The sequence below is a fragment of the Streptococcus sp. oral taxon 056 str. F0418 genome, assembly GCF_000220065.1.
Taxonomy (GTDB): domain Bacteria; phylum Bacillota; class Bacilli; order Lactobacillales; family Streptococcaceae; genus Streptococcus.
Genome location: NZ_AFQU01000001.1, coordinates 1,913,027 through 1,931,125 on the forward strand (window position 1 = coordinate 1,913,027; position 18,099 = coordinate 1,931,125).

Genomic DNA, 18,099 nt, shown 5'->3' on the forward strand with positions numbered 1-18,099 from the left:
TGGAATTTGCACGAAAAAAATGGATGTAGAAAACAACACTTAATATATATCAGATTAAAGATAAAGTCCTTAGAAAACAAGATTTTAAGGGCTTTTCTTGATGTAAAATCATATAATAGAGTTAAGAAGAGTTGAGGGTTGTTCCTTAGCCTTTACAAAGAAAAAATTGATTATAAGCGCCACTCGTCGCCAATATGGCTTTTACACGCTAGATAAATTGGTCCCAAAAGATTATGTAGATTCGAAGATTGATTCTGATTTTATCTATGACTTAGTTGAAGAAACTTATAGCCCCGATCAGGGCCGTCCTAGTCTAGATCCGGTCATGTTAGTTAAAATCCCTTTGATTCAATGTTTTTATGGTATTCGCTCTATGCGCCAAACCATTAAAGACATTGAAGTCAATGTAGCCTATCGTTGGTTTCTTGGACTAAGCTTGGATGACAAGGTGCCTCATTTTACCACATATGGAAAGAATTACAGTCGTCGCTTTCAAGATAGAGAACTGATTACTGGGATATTTTCACAAGTACTCCATCAAGCTTTATGTGCTGGTTTGATTGATCCTTCTGAAATATTTGTGGATGGTACCCATATCAAAGCGGCAGCTAACAGTCACAAGTATCATAAGGAAATGGTTGACCAACAAGCAAAATTTATGAGTGAGCAATTGGAAATTGAGATTGATTTAGATAGGAGAAAACACGAAAAAAAGTCCTTAAAGCCCGCGCAAGAAAGCGAGGCTAAGGAAAAGAAAATCTCAACGACAGATCCTGAGAGTGGTTGGTTCCACAAGGGGGAACACAAGGAAGTATTTGCCTATTTTGTCCAAGTAGCTTGTGATAAGTATAGTTGTGCCTTGGTTTATACGGTTGAAGCATGACATGTTCATGATAGCCAGGCTTTTTCTTCTCTTTTTTCAAAGTTAGAACTTTTCTCACCCCGCTACATTATTGCGGAATCAGGCTACAAGACCCTAGCTATTGCTCAGTATTTTATTAAAGAGAAATATCATCCCTGTTTTTTTATACTCGTCCCAAAGGAGTTAAGGGAAACTCAAGACTCAATGACTTTGTTTATGATGACTACTATGACTGTTATCTCTGTCCAGAGAACTAGGTGTTAACCTATCTCACTACGACACGAGAAGGCTATCGTGAGTATGAGTTTACTCCCAAGGGGTGTCATTTGTCCTCTATTATCCAATTGTACCCGAAGGTAGAATTTCCAAAGGTAAGAACGAGATATTTATGGAAAGAAGACCTTGAATATTGTGAAGAGATTCGGTATCAAAGAGGGATGAAGGAGCTCTATAAGAAACGCAAAGAAACAATTGAACGCTTCTTTGAGACTGCTAAGGAGTACCATAACTTGAGATACAGCAGAGAGAAAGAAAAGTTTAGAATGGAAGAAAAGTTTGGGCTTACTTTGGTGTATTTAAATTTCAAAAAATTAGTGAAATGGATAGCGAATATCCCTTTATTTTTCTCTAAATCAGATTTTGGGATAGAGTATTATGTAGTGAAGAAAATATTTTTGAAAAGAAAAAAGACAAACCTCCAAATTTGACGTTTGCCTTTAATATAAATATATAGTCATATCGTTTTGATATCTCATGTGATAAACATACTAATTCGTAAAAAGCAGTTATCCCTTTTTATGCTTTTTGATGATGATACTTGAATGAATCCGTCAAATGTGCTATACTAGTGAAGTGCTGTGCTTTATAATTAAACTCAAAAGGGAGAATTGTATATGAATAAAACAAAAGCGGTAGTTCTTGCGGGAGATTATGGGTATATTAGACAGATTGAAACTACTATTAAATCTCTTTGTAGTCACCATAAAAACTTGAAAATTCATGTTTTTAATCAAGACATTCCGCAAGAATGGTTCTACTACATGCGACATAATGTTCAGAAAGCTGGTAGTGAATTACAGGATGTTAAGTTATTTAATAGTCAGCTGAAATTAAAATGGGAAGCGGCAAATTTTCCACATATCAATTACATGGCGTACGCTCGCTACTTTATTCCAGATTATGTAGAAGCTGATAGAGTATTGTATTTGGATTGTGATATTGTGGTCACGCGAAACCTAGATAATCTTTTTGAAATGGATTTGGATGATTATTATGTAGCAACAACTCGTGCAACTTATGGGACAGGAATTGGTTTCAATTCTGGTATGATGGTGCTTAACAACAAACGCTGGCGCGAAGATAATATGTCACAAAAGTTAGTTGAGTTAACAGATAGAGAATTATATAATATTCCTGAAGGTGATCAGACTATCTTGAACATGATGTTTGAAGGTAAAAAGTTAGAATTAGAAGATACTTATAATTTTCAAATCGGTTTTGATATGGGTGCAGCCTTAGATGGTCATGATTGGATTTTTGAAATTCCGCTTTCTCCCCTTCCGGCAATTCTTCACTATATTTCAGGTCAAAAGCCGTGGAATACAGTTTCTAATATGCGTTTGCGTGAAGTATGGTGGTTCTACTATTTCCTTGATTGGTCTAGGATTATTGCAGGTGATAAGATAGATCTTGAGAAAGAGTTAAAAAGAAGAAATGAAGGATATCAATGCCAACTCTTGACTTTGACCAACTCAGATCAGTTGGAACGAATTGAAGAATTAGTTACAGCCTTACCAGAATGTCTGTTTCATATAGCTGCGTATACTTTAATGTCTGATAGATTACTTGAGTTGATGTCCTATGAGAATGTTCGATTGCATCCATCTATTTTACCTTATCCTTTAAATGATTTGATTAAAGAAAGTGACATTTATTTGGATATAAATTATGATCAAAAGTTTGAAAATGTAGTGAAGCAATTTCAAGAATTAAATAAGCCTATTTATTCTTTTGACAATGTTCAAACAGAAGGAATTCAAGAAGAAGTATTTTCGCATGAGAACTATCAGGAAATGATAGAGCGAATTAAATCCAACTTGAATTAGAAGTATGCTTACCTACACTTCTTAAATGAAATATTTTAGAAAGCAGGTTGATTCCTTTTAAACGGTTTATTGGAGTGAACTTGCTTTATTAAATTAAACCTAAGTAATAAAGGACGAGAATGAAACATTTCGGAGTAAATAAGAAAAAACGGATTAATATTTTTAGACATCGAGCGAAATTTACAGTATTTATTTTAGCATTCTATATATTTGGAAGGCATATTTTGCTTCCAGGTCTAATGCACAGTGCAAATTCTGGAACTTCCCGAGCAGATAATCCAATATCATATTTATATGCTTTGGCGGGCCTAGATTTATCCCAAGTATCTATTTTTTCATTGGGACTGGGACCATGGATTACAGCCATGATTGTATGGCAAGTTGTCAATCTGAACAAAAGTTGGAATATCCAATCTTGGTCCTTTAAGAAAATGGATTTTGTTCAAAAATTGTTGACACTAGCTTTTGCAATATTACAAGGGATCGCAGTGATATTTATGGTACGGACAGGGAGCGCTCGTTTTCTGTTGATGGTTGATGATTGGATATTTAATGCAAGTATTTTAATGACAGTAATTGCCGGAAGTTTTGTCATCATGTGGCTTTCTAGCCTTAATTCAGAACATGGAGTTGGCGGTTCAACGATTATCATCATAGCTGGAATTGTTTTGCAGTTTGGGAAACAAATCGTTCTTCTTGTTGGTGATTACATTGATAAGAGTAATGCTTTTATGGTTTTTGCCAGTGCTATCCTATGCTATATGTTTCTAGTGTTGGTAGGTGTTTTTTTTGAAAAGGCAGAAATTCGCTTACCTCTAAATCGTATTTTAATCAGCAACCGATATTATGACAAATCTTATTTGCCAGTTAAATTTGTGCCCTCAGGCGGAATGCCGATTATGTATGCAACAAGTGTTATCATGCTGTTTCAATTATTACAAGAATGGTTTGGCAGGATCTTACCCTTTAAGCTAGGCAATTTATTTGACTTTACTAAGCTGCCTAGTCTTATTGTGTATTTAGGGGCGATTTATATATTGGCAATTTTATTTGCTTATATTAATCTCGAGCCTGAAGAGACAGCTAAAAGATTGCAGCGCCAAGGTGAGTATTTCGATTATGTTCAGCCAGGTAAAGCAACCTTGAAATTCTTGAAACGGTATGTGTTTATTCAGTCTCATATTGGTGCAATATATCTAGTACTATATATTGGCTTGCCTTATTTTATTAATTTCTTTATTTCGCTTCCTAAATTCTTTTTAACTTTACCAAGTATGTTGGTCATTTTAATTAGTATGCTTCTCCCTCTGAGAGAAGAAGTGAAAATTTTGCGTATTGGAACACGCTATCACAGTGAATTAGCAACAAAAGGAGAATAAACAAACAAAATGTTTTATTTTGTGCCTTCGTGGTATAGACAAGATAGAAAATGGTATTCGAATGCTCTGCCTTTTTTCTACGTATCAAAAAATATGATGTTTGATGATGCGGTGAATTTATTGAGAATGTTTCAGCAATCTAATGAGGAAACGACTGCTTTAATATTAAATTATTCTCCTCAAATTCGCACTTTTTTCTACCAACAAAAAATGGATACGGATGATATCTGGAGCCTGTTTGATACAATTCAAGGTGTGACGGATATTGTCCAAAGAAAAATAAGATTAGCAGATTTAAAATGGCCCCAAGGAGCAGAACTTTATTATACTCCCTTTATTGTAGATGTTGAGTGGCATGGTAAAAAATATGCCCAAGTAAATTTTTCCCAAGTTGGCAACATATATGATATCACTTATTTCAAAGAGGGAAAAATAGATTATCAATTAATATTTGACGATCGAGGCTTTGTATCTAGTATTATTTATTTTAATGACGGGCAGGCTCACTATCAAGATTATTTGGACTTTTGTGGCGAATGGCGACTGAGAGAATACCTCTTAGATGAAAATCATCAAGTGCATGTCAATTCAAAGTTTAATCATCTTTTTCAAAAAGAAATTTATAATGATATTGAAGAATTAGTGCAAGAAAAGATTGTGGAACATCTGGATAAGGTTCTGACCGTAGAAGATTCACTCATTATTTCAGCGGATTCTCAGCATAATTATTTCTTCCAAGAGATTAAACAACATCATTCGGTTATCTATTCCTTTTTTGGGGAACGTTATCCGATAGATGATGTGGAGCGCTTGATAAATGATTTAAAAGGGACACCGTTTTTCGTGGTTGATACATTTAAGAAATTGGAAAGAATATCTGAGTCAATTGACATAGAACGGCTGCCAGCTTGTTATGAGATTTCACCGTATAATACTCAGTTGAGTTTAGGGCATAGTCAGCGAAAAAAAGAGCTAATACTTTATCTTAATTTTGACAATTTGCCAAGTGAACAGGGTCAATATATCTTTACGACTTTATTTGACTTGATGTTAAAAAACGAATGGATTGATTTGGTTGTTGGGACTCAGAGTCAGGAATATGGCAGAGAAGCCTATATCAAGCAAACGATTGAAGCATTTCGCTCTAACAATCCTGATTATGAGCAGTTAGAGTTTGTAAAAAAAGGTCCAGAAGGTACAGATATTGTCCTAGATGATGAAAAGCCACTGCGAGAACGAATTGATATCTGTAGTATTTATAGTGATACAGATATGGCGAAAGCCTTGAAATATGTGAGACTGATTCTTGATTTTGGGAATCCTGCCGATGTCCTCACACAGATTGCAGGAATTAGTGTAGGAATCCCTCAAATTAACCTTTCTGATTCATCTTATGTAAAACATGGCGAAAATGGATGGATATTAGAGGGAATTTCGGAATTAGAACAAGCTATTTTATACTATTTTACGGATTTACAAAATTGGAATCAATCTCTCGTTCATTCTGTTAAGAAAATTGAGCAATATACAAAAGGTGAGATTGTGGACATGTGGAAGAATATCATAAAGGGAACAAATGTAAATGAAAAAAATTAGTGTACTGCAAATTGCTGATACAAATTGGCAAGAGCAATATATAATTCCTGATAATTTAGAGTGGACATTTGTAACTCCGCAGGATGTTATGTCTCTATTGCCGGAAGATGTTGGCATTGCTGAGGAAGAAGATGTCAAAAAGAAAAAAACAAGCCCTTTGATGTCGTCATTGTTGATACAGTAGAGCATTTAGATTATATTACAGTTTTGGATAGCTTGATTCAGGTTTATCGGCTGTTTTATCATGAACGTTGTCTGGTAAAGACGCAAACGATGGAAAAGTTTTTACTAAAAAAACAGGCCTTGAAATCTAACTTTGAAAACCCTGAACAAATGATTCACACTTTTTCTAGAGGATTTTATGCGAGTCAAAGTGGTACAAAATTAAGTGTAAATCAATTATCTGTGAATCCCTCTTTTACGGGTGAAATCAACTATGAAGGAACTAGCTATTTATCATTGTGCGGAGAATACGGTGATGATTATCAAGCTGTGGCTACTTACCAATATAATATCTATTTAGGTAAGGAAATTCCTATCGAATTATGGCCGGAGTTTATCACATATGGCCAGTGTTCCATTCGTTATATATTAAAGGCTTATCCTGTTGGCGGAAGTGCCAGTGAAACGAAGGAATGGATTTATGATCAGGAGAGTTTTGACAAGCCTCTCATTTTAGACAGTGATGCGGACTATTATATTAGTGTGACACTTCAGGCCAAAGGAGAAGGTGTTGTTAAAATCGGTCCTTTCCATTACCGTGATTCACATCTTGGCTATGGCGATTTATTAGTTGGCGGGAAGCGCATTGTTGATAAAAATAGAGAAGAACTCATTTATTTCTTTCACCCTGGTGACTTAAAGCCACCATTAAATATCTATTTTTCAGGATATCGGCCGGCAGAGGGCTTTGAAGGCTATTGGATGATGAATAATTTAGGGTCGCCATTTTTATTGATAGGAGATCCTCGTTCTGAAGGTGGAGCCTTTTATCTAGGTTCAGATGAATTAGAACAGGCTCTTGTTGATGTGATTCATCAATGTCTAAACACTCTTCAATTCACACCTGATCAATTGGTTCTATCTGGTTTATCAATGGGGACTTTTGGGGCTTTGTATTACGGTTCCATGCTCCAGCCTCATGCGATTATCGTAGGGAAACCATTAGTAAGTTTAGGAGATATGGCTCAAAACGAATCCACCATCAGACCAGGTGGTTTTCCGACTTCCTTAGATTTGGTTTATCGAGTGAGTGGGCAGCTTTCTGATAGCGGAGTTGAGCAATTAAATCACCGATTTTGGAATTTATTTGATAAAGCAGATTTTTCAAAGACGAAATTTTTAATGTCCTATATGTACCATGATGACTATGATGGCAGTGCCTATCAAGATATGTTGGAAAAATTGAGTCAAAAAGATTATAAAGTAAGTGTCATTAGTAAAGGTTTGACAGGACGACACAATGACGATACCCAAGGCATTGTAGAGTGGTTTTTTAATCAGTATAAAACCTTGATGAAAAATGATTTTGGAAGGGAGTATGATTCTTGAGATATAAAGAAGAAGTCTATTCTGTTTATTGGGATATGCAGAGTGCTTTTCAATATCTATATGGTTCATCTGTCAAAATTTTGGATGATGGGCAAGTACTATATGAAAATCAATTTATGCCCTCTGGAACAGTGATTCACGATTGGCATTCAGCTGTTAATTATCAAGGAGCAAGAAATACAAATCAACTTCCACAACTAAAATGTGGGCATCAATATAAAATATGTGTCTTTATTGAAACAAAACCTGAAAATTCAAGTTATTTGAAGGTTGAATTTCTGGATGCTCTTGATGAGACGATTCTGAGTCAGATTATTAAACAAGATGAAATACAGACTGTCACCGTTCCAGATAATACACATCATTATAAAATTCAGTTAGTTAGTTCAGGCTGCCATCGTTTTTTATTCGATTGCATTGACATCTCAGAAGTTGAAACAAATGAGTACTCCGTTGATCGTTACTGGATTTCTGATTTACTGAATATTGATGAAGAACATAAGAGTATGTATGTTTGTTTTACTGAACCGGATATCAACCGCACAGGCTTTATCAAAGAGTCGTTTCAAAAGCAGTTTCCAAATCTCCTACTGGTGAATACTTCCTACAAAAGAGCTCTTTTGTATATGGAAATACAGTTCTTTGAGATGTTGCTACAACAAATTGAAAGCCTAGCGGACACCTATCGAATATCTAGAGTGGTATTTGTTGGGTATGGTCCTATTTCGAACATTGCAGCTTTATATTACTCTAAGCAATTTTCAAATGCATATGCTTTAATCACCGATGATTTTTTAACAGAAGTAGAGTATCAAACAGTTATTGATCGCTATCGGAAGCGAGTGCGCTATCCAGTCTTTAAAGAACTATTATTGCATCGGTTTAATCCCCAAAAGGTAATGTATTATGTTGAATCAGACTCTAAAAAATCAGAGTTCGCTAATTTTGATTACTTATTAGAAAAATCATTTTTGCTTCAAAAAATACAGATAGAACAGGTTGAAAATTGGATAACGGATAATGAAATCTAAGAAATTTAAGTTAATAAATTCGTATAAATTGCGGCGTTATGAGAAAATTTTACGTAAAGTAAACCAATTAGCTGAAGAATATGCGGCATTAAGTGATAGTGAATTGCAATCAAAAACGCAAGAGTTTCGAAATCGCTTATCTTTTGGTGAAACACTGGAAGATCTCCTGCCGGAGGCTTATGCCACAATACGTGAGGCTTCAAAGCGGATCTTAAAACTCTATCCCTATGATGTTCAAATCCTAGGCGCTCTAATCATGCAGGATAATCAAATTGCTGAGATGAGAACGGGAGAAGGCAAAACACTAACGGCTATTTTACCCTTGTATTTAAACGCTTTAACAGAGAAAAGTGTCATCTTAGTAACCGCAAATGCTTACCTAGCTCGACGCGATGCGGAAAAGATGTCACCTGTTTTTAACTTTTTAGGAATGACCATTGGTGTTGCCGTTCCAGAGGATCCAGCTAAACCGATAAAAATTCCAGAGAAGCAACGGATTTATCAATGTGATGTTGTTTATACGACACACAGTGCTTTAGGATTTGATTATTTAGAAGAAAATCTTGCCACTTCTCATTCAAAGCAGTTTCTGCCTGAGTTTTACTTTGTTTTAGTAGATGAAGTAGATGCGGCTTTATTAGATAGCGCACAAATGCCTCTCATTATTTCTGGTTCACCTAGGGTACAATCAAATCTTTATTTGACTTGTGATGAATTTATAAAAACTCTTAAAGAAACGGAAGATTACAACCTGGATTCTACTAGAACTTCTGTTTGGCTGACTCGTAAAGGGGTAAAAGAAGCTGAAGTTTATTTTCGGGTTAAAAATTTGTATGCCCCAGATAATTTCCAACTGATTCGTCAGATTAATTTAGCCTTACGAGCAAATACACTTTTTGAAAAAGATAGACAGTATACTGTTGATGGGGGAGAAGTGAAATTGATGGACGAATCTACTGGTCGTTTGCTAGAGGGAAATAAGCTTCAATCAGGCTTGCATCAAGCCTTGGAAGCCAAAGAACGTGTAAAAATCACCCTTGAAACAAGATCAATGGCTTCCATTACCTATCAAAATCTCTTCAAAATGTTTCCAAAACTGGCAGGAATGACGGGAACAGGTAAGGTCTGTGAGGATGAATTCCGACAAGTTTATGATTTGGGCGTAGTTGTCGTCCCTACGCGTAAGAAGAATCGGAGAATTGATTACCCAGATGAAATTTATTTGACAGCTCCTCAAAAAATTTACGCTTCGCTTGCCTATATCAAAAAACTTCATGAGAAGGGACAGCCAGTTTTGATTGCAACTGGATCAGTGGGAATGTCTGAACTGTACTCTATGCTTCTCTTAAAAGAAGGAATCGCTCATAATGTTTTGAACGCTTACAATGCGGCAAAAGAAGCGGAAATGATTGCACAAGCAGGTCGATATGGTGCCGTAACGGTTGCTACTTCTATGGCTGGCCGTGGAACGGATATTTTATTGGAAGATGGTGTTGCAGAATTAGGCGGCCTTGCGGTTGTTGGGACAGAGAGAATGTCAAGCGAACGTGTCGATCTTCAGCTGAGGGGGCGTGCTGGTAGGCAAGGTGATCCTGGCTTAAGTAAATTCTTTGTTTCATTGGAAGATGATCTCATTACCAAAAGCGGCAGCAAGTGGATCAATGATTATTATCAAAAAGAAGTAGCTAAACCAGAGAGTAAGCAGAAACGGGAGTTGAAATCTCGGCGGATAAAAAATGCGATTGAGGAAGCGCAAAGAAATAGTGATAATTCAGGTGCTTCTTCACGCAGGTCTACCGAGGAATATGATGAAAGCATCCGTATTCAGCGACAAATTATTTATAGCAGACGAAAAGCAATTATTGATCATCCTGATTTTGATTATAAATACTTTTTAGAATTATTGTCAGAAGGGCTTGATTATTATTGCAAGAAGCACCCATTTAAAAATCGGGCAGATTTCTTCCGCTTTATTTTAGATAACATTAGTTATTCTTGTGAAGAAATACCAGAAAGCTTAGACGTATCAGACTTGGCACAAATCAAAGAATTTGTCGCTCAATTGTTAGCTGATGAATATCAACAAAAGAAAATCAAAATTAAAGACCCTGAAACATTTAGTCAATTTCAGCGAATTGCTGTACTGAAAGCAGTTGATGATTGTTGGGTAGAACAAGTGGACTACTTACAACAATTTCAATCATTAGTTATCAGTCAAGGCTATGCGCAAAAGAATCCTGTGTATGAATTTCATAAAGAAGCGTTTGCATCCTACCAGAAGATGAACGAAGATATTAAACTACAGACGATAAAAAACATTGCTTTAAGCTATATTAATGTGGACTCAAAAGGAAGATTAGAAGTATATTTTGGGTAATATTTTGACATATGATGCTTTAGGCTTTATAATATAATAAGAATATTACAAAATCATTCTGGGAGAGAATGGAAATATGAGTAAAAAACATAAAAAAACATCAGGATTTCAGCGTTTTAAAGAAGGTTTAAAAAATTTAATTTTTGAAAAAGAAGACAGCAAGGAGTCTAAGGAGGCAAAACCTCATCTGCGACAAGTAATCAGAATGACTCCCCCCTCTTCAAATGGAGAGAGCAAAAATGGGGATATGACTGACTCAGCTTCGTTTAAAGAAGCTCTGAAAAAAATTCGGTCCCAAAATAGCTTGGAAGTGACTGATTTGATTATCAGCCTGAGTCAAAGCCTTTCAACAGATGCTTCAGAATCGTTAGAAAATACTATATCGAATTCGAAATCTCTATCGCATAGCCAAAGTATATCAGTGGTAGCTGCTTCATTGAGTGAGTCTATTTCTGAGGTTCAGTCGCGCTCGAACGATATCAGTTTGTCAGTGGCAGAGTCGGTCTCCCTCAGCCAAAGTGAATCAGTACATTCAGTGGAAATTGCCGAGTCAGAAGTTTCAGAGTTAGAAAGTCTCTCAGATACTTCAGTGGACTCAGATTCAATTGTTCAGTCGCAAAGTATAGATGGTTTTCAAAATGATGAAATTCAGGCATCTCTATCAGTCAGTATGTCTTTATCTCACGCAGATCTAGTGTCACAGGAGCAAAGCTTAGAGTATTCATTATCACAAAGCCGTCAAGAAGAGAGTTATGTAGTTTCTTTATCTGAAAGCGAGAGGGAGCATTCTATTTTAGAATCAGAATCCATAACTTATTCACTAAATCAAAGTGAATCTGATTCTTTATATGACAGTAGTATATTATCAGAGCAGGTCTCTTTAAGCATTTTTGCGTCCCAATCATTGAGTGAGTCTCTGAGTCAACGTATAGAAGAAAGCCAAAGTGAATTGGAATCAGAAAGCTATTCTTCAAGCGAGTCGCTTTCGAATTCCGATAGCTTAGGTCGCTATCGGAGACAGCGTGTTGAAGAAGATTCTTATTTTTACAGTCAGAATTGTTCTAAACAAAGCTCTCACTCATTGAATGCTTCGCATAGACCGATATCAGAAATCAGAAATATTCCAATCACTGGGAAATCGGTATCTGCTTTGGGAACTAAAAATGCATTGAAATTTGTAAATGCAAATAGGTCGTCTCTATTGACTGAGCAGCAATTATATCGCTTGATGAGGCCAAGTTCACAGCCAGTGACGCGTGAATTTAAGAATATGACACGCGATTTATCTAATTTGGCATCAATTACAAAAACTAAGAAAGTGATGTATAAATTTGATAAATAGTGCTTTTTCTAAATTTATATATCAAATACGAAAACTAAAATTTAAAGGAGTTATCATGATTAGAAATATTATGTCAAATAATGATAAAGGGCTGGGGACAATTGATGTTCTTCCAATAGGAGATTATCGTGCTTCTGTGATGAATGGCGAATTGGATTATAAACAAGTGCCTTTAGGGGCGTACGATTTATTTGGTGAAACTCTTCAAAGTAAAAATGATTATATAGAAGATATCAAATTATTACAATCGATGGGGTTTAACGCATACTCTCTTTCCCTGTCTTGGACGCGCATCTTTCCAAATGGCGATGAAACAATGCCGAACGAAGAAGGCTTGAAGTTCTATGAAAACATCATTGACGAAATCTTAAAAAGAGAGATTGAGCCGATTGTAACCCTAAGCCATTTTGATATTCCGCTGAATTTATATGAAAATTATGGTGCATGGAGCAATAGAAAAATGATTACTTTCTATGAAAAATATTGCCAAGCCGTATTTTCACGTTTTAAAAATAAGGTCAGATACTGGATTACCTTTAATGAAATGAATATTTTACATCATTTGCCATTTGTAGGAGCTGGTTTATGTTTGGAAAATGTTGAAAATCGTGAGCAGTTAATTTGGCAGGCTGCCCACTATCAATTAGTTGCATCAGCAAAAGCTGTAAGGTTAGGAAAAACAATCAATCCAGATTTTCAAATTGGCAGCATGTTTGTTGTCAGTCAGGCCTATGGACAGACTGAAAATGCTGTTGATGCCATGGAAGCGGAAGTGAAGAATCGTGAGAACTATTTCTTTACGGATGTCCAGGTACGCGGTTATTATCCTAATCACTTTTTGCGTCGTTTAGAGCGGGAACAGTTGGTTTTAGATGTTGATAATGATGATTTATTTGTTCTAAAAGATGGGACAATTGATTTTGTTGCCTTTAGTTATTACCCATCTGCAAATTCTCAAGATGTATTTGTGAGCAAGTATGTCGAAAAAACAAGCAGTGAAGAAAAAATAGATCCTGTTGGTTTGCGTGTCGTCATGAATAATTTATATGATCGCTATCAAAAACCGCTTTTTGTAGTTGAAAACAATTCTTTTGCTTTAAACGATGGCACAAATGCCGAAGATCTAAAAGAAAATGTTCAGGAAATCATCAAGACGGTAGAGTTTGATGGGATTGATTTGTTAGGATATACCCCTCTACATTGGGTTGATTTAGATATCTAAAAAAATAAGAAAAGCACAAGAAAGATCTATAATTTCTATAGTGGATTAAACTGCTGCAGGGGATTATAGGTATAGTGTGTTGATGAAAAGTTAGAGCTTGGAGAGGACTAAATGGTCCTCTCTTTTTTGATATTCAAAGCAATGAGGATTCTAGTTTTAAAGTTTTCAAAGATTCGGAAGCCAAAAAGCTTTTCGCTTAATGACTTTAATGATGTCGTAGCGGGGATAAACATGCCCGTGGTAATGACTTCAACCCTCATTTCGGACCTGTCTGGAATAGCGAAAAAATGCTTATGAATAGTTACTTGAGTTTGTCCATCTAAGATAGCTATGATTTCTCTTGAAGTCAAAATCCTTTTATTTGTGAATGACTGTAGATGGGGAGACAGCTAAGCTTTCAGCGATGGTAGTCATGAGGACTTTCTTGATTAATTTTTGGCGATTTGGTTGTTGATAGATATGATTTGGTGCTTCTTCTTGACTAAGGAAGTCTCTGAAACAGCCATTTTTCCACAGATTTCACAGCGAAAACGTCGTTTCTTTAAGTGAATGAGATTTTTATATCCCGTACGCTCTAGGTAAGTTTTTCTTGATTCTTTCTGGAAGTCATATTTAGTCATTTGTCCTGTACAGTTGGGCTGCGGGATAATCAAGCTTAGCGAGAATTTATTTATGTGTTCCAGCATCAAGATGATCCAAGATAGTGATTTTAATCCGAGTAAGTTTGTGATAAAATTTAACTGTTCCATAAGAGCTTTTCTAATGATAGTTTAGTTGCTTTTCATTATAGTTCTTATGGGACTTTTTTTTACAATAAAATAGGCTCTATAATTCTTGCAGTGATTTGAACCACTATAGAAATTATAGAGGAAAAAGAGAAAAGTAGGTGACAAACTAAATCACTGTAAATAAATCGTTAGTTAATCGTTAAAATTATGTATTGAATATGTAAAAATGCTAGTAAAAACTGGTAAAAAACTAGAGAGTATGTTATAATTCTATATTGGTAATATATACAATTTTAGATGGAGAAGTTAAAATGAGGATTAAAAGAACATTATTTGGCAATTATCGTGCAAAAGAAGTTGAAGCCTATATTGAGGTTTTAAAACAAGCTCATGATAGAGAGTTGAATAAGAAAAATGAAAAGATTGCGGCTCTCCATAAAAAAGTTGAAGCTACAAAAAATCAAGAAAAAGAAATCGGCGAAGCGATTGTTCATGCTAAGTCACTTATCATCGAAGCGCATGAAAAAGCAGAGAAAGAAGCGCAGAGAGTTTTAGAAGATGCTCAAAAAGATTATCTTGACACGCGAACTTCAATCTTGAAAGAAATCGATGAACTGACCAAAAAACGCCAAAATACAGAAGATGTTTATGAAAACGGCAAGAGCAAAATTAAAGAAATATTATGTGAGATCAATGAGCTTCTGGATAATGTGGAATTAGTTGGTGAAAAAGAAAAAAAATCTGAAAAAGTTGAAAAAATTCGAGAGTTTGAGAAGAAACTAGAAGCTACGACTACTTCAAGCATTCTTAATTTTGAGAAACAAACAGCTAAAACAGGGACAGATGACACAGTTCCAGTTACTTATCCTAAAACTGATGTTGGGCGGCTCAAGAAAAAAGAAGATGAAAAAGCGGAAAACGATAAAACGGTCAGACGTTTATCTCGGATTCCTCAAGATGATTTTTTACAGTAGGGAGTTTTTATGACGATTTATAATATCAATTTAGGCATTGGCTGGGCTAGCAGCGGTGTCGAATATGCGCAGATTTATCGTGCTAAATTGCTTCGCAGTGTAGGGCTGGATGCCAAGTTTATCTTTATGGATTTTATCTCGTCGGATAATATCCAGCACCTCACTCAGAATATCGGTTTTTACGACTCAGAAATCATCTGGCTTTATCAGTATTTCACAGATATCAAGGTTGCGCCAACGACTTATACCTTGACGCAAGTCTTAGCAAATTTAGAAAAACAGCCTCTGGAGATCATACGAAATCCTGAGAATAAGACTATCAGATTAGACTATGGCAATGCAGATTTTATTACTTGCTACGCCTGTGATATGGACAGAGAATTAATAGAGCGAGTTGAAATCGTCTCTCGAGGCTGTCTGATTCAAAAAGAATATTATAGCTATACTAAGATGTTTGTGGAATATTATGCTCCAGTAAACGGGCGAGCTAAATTGCATCAGCGTAGTTGGCTCAATGAAGATGGAAGCGTTGCTTACGACGAAATCATTGATGATGTTGATGGGAAATATGATACTTGTCTCTACCGTTTTCCTAAGCAGGTTTTTTACTCTAAGCAAGAATTTGTAGCTTACTTCATTCGAAGCTTGCAACTGCAATCAGATGATTTAGTGATTTTAGATCGAGAGACAGACATCGGTCAAGCGATTTTTGAGAATAAAGGTCAGGCTAAATTAGCTGTCATTGTTCATGCGGATCACTTTAGTGAAAATGAAGAAGAAACCCAGTATATTCTTTGGAATAATTACTATGAATATCAGTTTGAGTATGCGCAAGATGTCGACTATATTATCAATTCTACCGATGCTCAGACAGAACTGCTGAAAGAGCAGTTTGCCCAATATACAGATATCACGCCGAGGGACATTCTGACTATTCCAGTTGGGAGCTTGGACGAGCTGCGTTATCCAGAGGGTCCAAGGAAGCCTTATGCCTTGATGACGGCTTCTCGTCTGGCCAGTGAAAAACATATTGACTGGCTGATCCGTTCTGTTGTAAAAGCACACGCACAGTTGCCACAGCTGACATTTGATATTTATGGAACAGGTGGCGAAGAGCTTATGTTGACGAAGCTCATTGCAGAGTTACAGGCGGAAGATTATATCCGTCTCATGGGGCATCACCATATGGCGGAAGTGTATAAGGATTACGCAGCTTATCTATCAGCATCTACTAGTGAAGGATTTGGTCTGACACTTTTAGAAGCAGTTGGTTCAGGATTGCCACTGATTGGTTTTGACGTTCGTTATGGGAATCCGACCTTCATCCGCCATGGAGAAAATGGCTATTTGATTCCAGAAGCTAGACCAGATGATATTGAAAAGATGACAGATGAATATGCTCAATATATCGTCAAGTTGTTTACGGAGCATACGCAGGAAGAACTGTCTGCTGTATCTTATCAGATAGCAGAATCCTATCTCGATGAGCATATTGCTCAAAAATGGTATCAATTAGCTCAGTCTGTTCAAGATAAAGAAAGAGTAAAATAGAAAGGAGAATACAATACATGCTTTGTTTATTTGAACGCTATGATCAAGCTAGTTTTGATTTGCTACGTTCCTTGAAACTTGCAGGTATAGAATGTCCTGTTGTGGTCGTTCAGGATGACGGTTACTTAGCGCCTGATGTAGAATCGCCATATAGTTATTTTACAGGTGATTTAGAAGCGCCTGAAGGTTATCCGCTTTATTTCAATCGTATTCAAGTGCCACATTTGTGGGAAATCCGTTCCAGTAACACCAGTGGGGAAGTTCTAGATATGGGCCAAAAACGCGCAAATATCTATTATCGTCAGCCAACTCATGAACGCCGTGTACGAGCGGTGGAATGGCTGGATTTAAATGGTGCCGTACGAACGGCTGATATTTATAATCGTAAAGGTCGGCTTTTTGCACAGATTACATACGATAATGCCCAGCAGGCTATCCATACTTGTTACTTTGATCAAAATGGTGTTGTGGTCATTATGGAGAATCATCTTACTGGGGATATTCTCTTGACACTCGGAGAAAAGCAACATATTTTCAAATCAAAACAAGAGTTTGTAGCCTTTTATATCCGCTATAGAGGCTATCAGACAGAGCGAGTTGTTTATAACTCACTCGCCACTCCATTTTTAGTAGCCTATGATTTAGAACCTAGAGATGGAAGTGCTCAAGATATTCTTTTCTGGCAAGAAGAAATTGGTGAAGAGCTTCCTGGTAATATGGTAGCCCTATTGCAAAGCCAAACACGGCACACTAAAATTTCCGTCCAAGACAAAAGAGTTTTTGAAAAGCTAGTAGCTTTGGCACCTGCGGATGCGCAACAAAAAATCTATAATGTAGGCTATATTTATCAATACCAGCGTTTAAATAATCTAAATCCAGAAGCGCTCATCTTGACCAACAGTGATCAAATTGAGCAAATTGAGACCTTACTGACTTCTCTACCAAAAGTTCATTTCCATATTGGTGCTATTACAGAAATGTCAAGCAAATTAATGGATTTGAATAAATATGGCAATGTATCGCTGTATCCAAATATTCAACCAAGCAAGGTCAAAGAATTGTATACGAAATGTGACATTTACTTGGACATCAACATTAGTGATGAAATTTTAAATGCTTGTAGGCAAGCTTTTGAGAATAATATGCTCATCCTTAGCTTTGATGCGACCTGTCACAATAGACGTTTTATAGCACCAAGTCATATCTACAATCCTGAAAACGTGGAAGAAATGATTGGCCTGATTCGTCAAGTACTGGCGGCGCCAGAGCAAATGGAAAAAGCATTAGCCACTCAAAAAGAAGTAGCTAATCAAGCAAGCTTAGAACAGTATCAATCTATTTTTTAACGTGGACACTGTCTTCTATCACAGAATAGCAGAAG

Annotated in this window: 12 protein-coding genes and 2 pseudogenes; 13 read left to right on the plus strand and 1 reads right to left on the minus strand. The window is 36.2% G+C overall.

Annotated features, from left to right (window positions below):
• Positions 1–166: 166 nt before the first annotated feature.
• From HMPREF9182_RS10165 to HMPREF9182_RS09510, 10 genes and pseudogenes are all read left to right on the plus strand, one after another.
• Positions 167–1,569 (plus strand): annotated as a pseudogene (locus tag HMPREF9182_RS10165) (IS1182 family transposase).
• Between the two features lie 186 nt (positions 1,570–1,755).
• Positions 1,756–2,967 (plus strand): glycosyltransferase, encoded by a 1,212-nt coding sequence (locus tag HMPREF9182_RS09475; RefSeq protein WP_009443877.1) that lies wholly within the window; start codon positions 1,756–1,758, stop codon positions 2,965–2,967.
• A gap of 119 nt (positions 2,968–3,086) precedes the next feature.
• A complete protein-coding gene (locus HMPREF9182_RS09480; RefSeq protein WP_009754682.1) occupies positions 3,087–4,346 on the plus strand; it encodes a preprotein translocase subunit SecY in 1,260 nt (419 codons plus the stop codon).
• 9 nt (positions 4,347–4,355) lie between these two features.
• A complete protein-coding gene (gene asp1, locus HMPREF9182_RS09485; RefSeq protein WP_009754570.1) occupies positions 4,356–5,942 on the plus strand; it encodes an accessory Sec system protein Asp1 in 1,587 nt (528 codons plus the stop codon).
• Positions 5,929–6,126, plus strand: a complete 198-nt coding sequence (locus HMPREF9182_RS11025) for a hypothetical protein (RefSeq protein ID WP_050792360.1) — start codon at positions 5,929–5,931, stop codon at positions 6,124–6,126. Before asp1 ends, HMPREF9182_RS11025 begins: the two co-directional genes overlap by 14 nt.
• Positions 6,111–7,493 carry an accessory Sec system protein Asp2 gene (gene asp2, locus HMPREF9182_RS09490; protein ID WP_255263279.1) on the plus strand — a complete coding sequence of 461 codons (1,383 nt, stop codon included), beginning with the start codon at positions 6,111–6,113 and terminating at the stop codon, positions 7,491–7,493. The genes HMPREF9182_RS11025 and asp2 overlap by 16 nt, the downstream gene beginning before the upstream one ends.
• On the plus strand, positions 7,490–8,524 hold the full coding sequence (asp3, locus tag HMPREF9182_RS09495; RefSeq protein ID WP_009754282.1) for an accessory Sec system protein Asp3: 1,035 nt from the start codon (positions 7,490–7,492) through the stop codon (positions 8,522–8,524). The genes asp2 and asp3 overlap by 4 nt, the downstream gene beginning before the upstream one ends.
• Positions 8,514–10,901, plus strand: coding sequence for an accessory Sec system translocase SecA2 (secA2, locus tag HMPREF9182_RS09500; RefSeq protein WP_009443990.1), 2,388 nt, complete (start codon positions 8,514–8,516; stop codon positions 10,899–10,901). The genes asp3 and secA2 overlap by 11 nt, the downstream gene beginning before the upstream one ends.
• 76 nt (positions 10,902–10,977) lie before the next feature.
• A complete protein-coding gene (locus tag HMPREF9182_RS09505; protein WP_009754553.1) occupies positions 10,978–12,243 on the plus strand; it encodes a hypothetical protein in 1,266 nt (421 codons plus the stop codon).
• A 55-nt stretch (positions 12,244–12,298) separates the two neighbouring features.
• Complete coding sequence (locus HMPREF9182_RS09510; protein WP_009443302.1) at positions 12,299–13,465, plus strand: family 1 glycosylhydrolase; 1,167 nt, start codon at positions 12,299–12,301, stop codon at positions 13,463–13,465.
• A gap of 360 nt (positions 13,466–13,825) precedes the next feature.
• Here HMPREF9182_RS09510 and HMPREF9182_RS10830 read toward each other — a convergent pair.
• Positions 13,826–14,214, minus strand: a pseudogene (locus HMPREF9182_RS10830) (ISL3 family transposase); the annotation flags it as partial.
• Positions 14,215–14,504: 290 nt separating this feature from the next.
• Here HMPREF9182_RS10830 and HMPREF9182_RS09520 point away from each other — a divergent pair.
• Genes HMPREF9182_RS09520 through gtfB form a run of 3 tightly spaced genes read left to right on the plus strand, consistent with a single transcriptional unit; the run spans position 14,505 to position 18,064 of the window.
• Positions 14,505–15,167 (plus strand): hypothetical protein, encoded by a 663-nt coding sequence (locus HMPREF9182_RS09520; protein ID WP_009443171.1) that lies wholly within the window; start codon positions 14,505–14,507, stop codon positions 15,165–15,167.
• Between the two features lie 9 nt (positions 15,168–15,176).
• Positions 15,177–16,718: an accessory Sec system glycosyltransferase GtfA gene (gene gtfA, locus HMPREF9182_RS09525; RefSeq protein ID WP_009754384.1), complete on the plus strand. Its 1,542-nt coding sequence runs from the start codon at positions 15,177–15,179 to the stop codon at positions 16,716–16,718.
• A gap of 17 nt (positions 16,719–16,735) precedes the next feature.
• Entirely contained in the window at positions 16,736–18,064 is a 1,329-nt protein-coding gene (gene gtfB, locus HMPREF9182_RS09530; protein ID WP_009443802.1) for an accessory Sec system glycosylation chaperone GtfB, read from the plus strand.
• Positions 18,065–18,099 lie beyond the last annotated feature (35 nt).

Bases quoted from the DNA above. Each gene is read 5' to 3' on its own strand.
- HMPREF9182_RS09475 (WP_009443877.1), top strand. From the start codon at position 1,756: ATGAATAAAACAAAAGCGGTAGTTCTTGCGGGAGATTATGGGTATATT.
- HMPREF9182_RS09480 (WP_009754682.1), top strand. From the start codon at position 3,087: ATGAAACATTTCGGAGTAAATAAGAAAAAACGGATTAATATTTTTAGA.
- asp1 (WP_009754570.1), top strand. From the start codon at position 4,356: ATGTTTTATTTTGTGCCTTCGTGGTATAGACAAGATAGAAAATGGTAT.
- HMPREF9182_RS11025 (WP_050792360.1), top strand. From the start codon at position 5,929: ATGAAAAAAATTAGTGTACTGCAAATTGCTGATACAAATTGGCAAGAG.
- secA2 (WP_009443990.1), top strand. From the start codon at position 8,514: ATGAAATCTAAGAAATTTAAGTTAATAAATTCGTATAAATTGCGGCGT.
- HMPREF9182_RS09505 (WP_009754553.1), top strand. From the start codon at position 10,978: ATGAGTAAAAAACATAAAAAAACATCAGGATTTCAGCGTTTTAAAGAA.
- HMPREF9182_RS09510 (WP_009443302.1), top strand. From the start codon at position 12,299: ATGATTAGAAATATTATGTCAAATAATGATAAAGGGCTGGGGACAATT.
- HMPREF9182_RS09520 (WP_009443171.1), top strand. From the start codon at position 14,505: ATGAGGATTAAAAGAACATTATTTGGCAATTATCGTGCAAAAGAAGTT.
- gtfA (WP_009754384.1), top strand. From the start codon at position 15,177: ATGACGATTTATAATATCAATTTAGGCATTGGCTGGGCTAGCAGCGGT.
- gtfB (WP_009443802.1), top strand. From the start codon at position 16,736: ATGCTTTGTTTATTTGAACGCTATGATCAAGCTAGTTTTGATTTGCTA.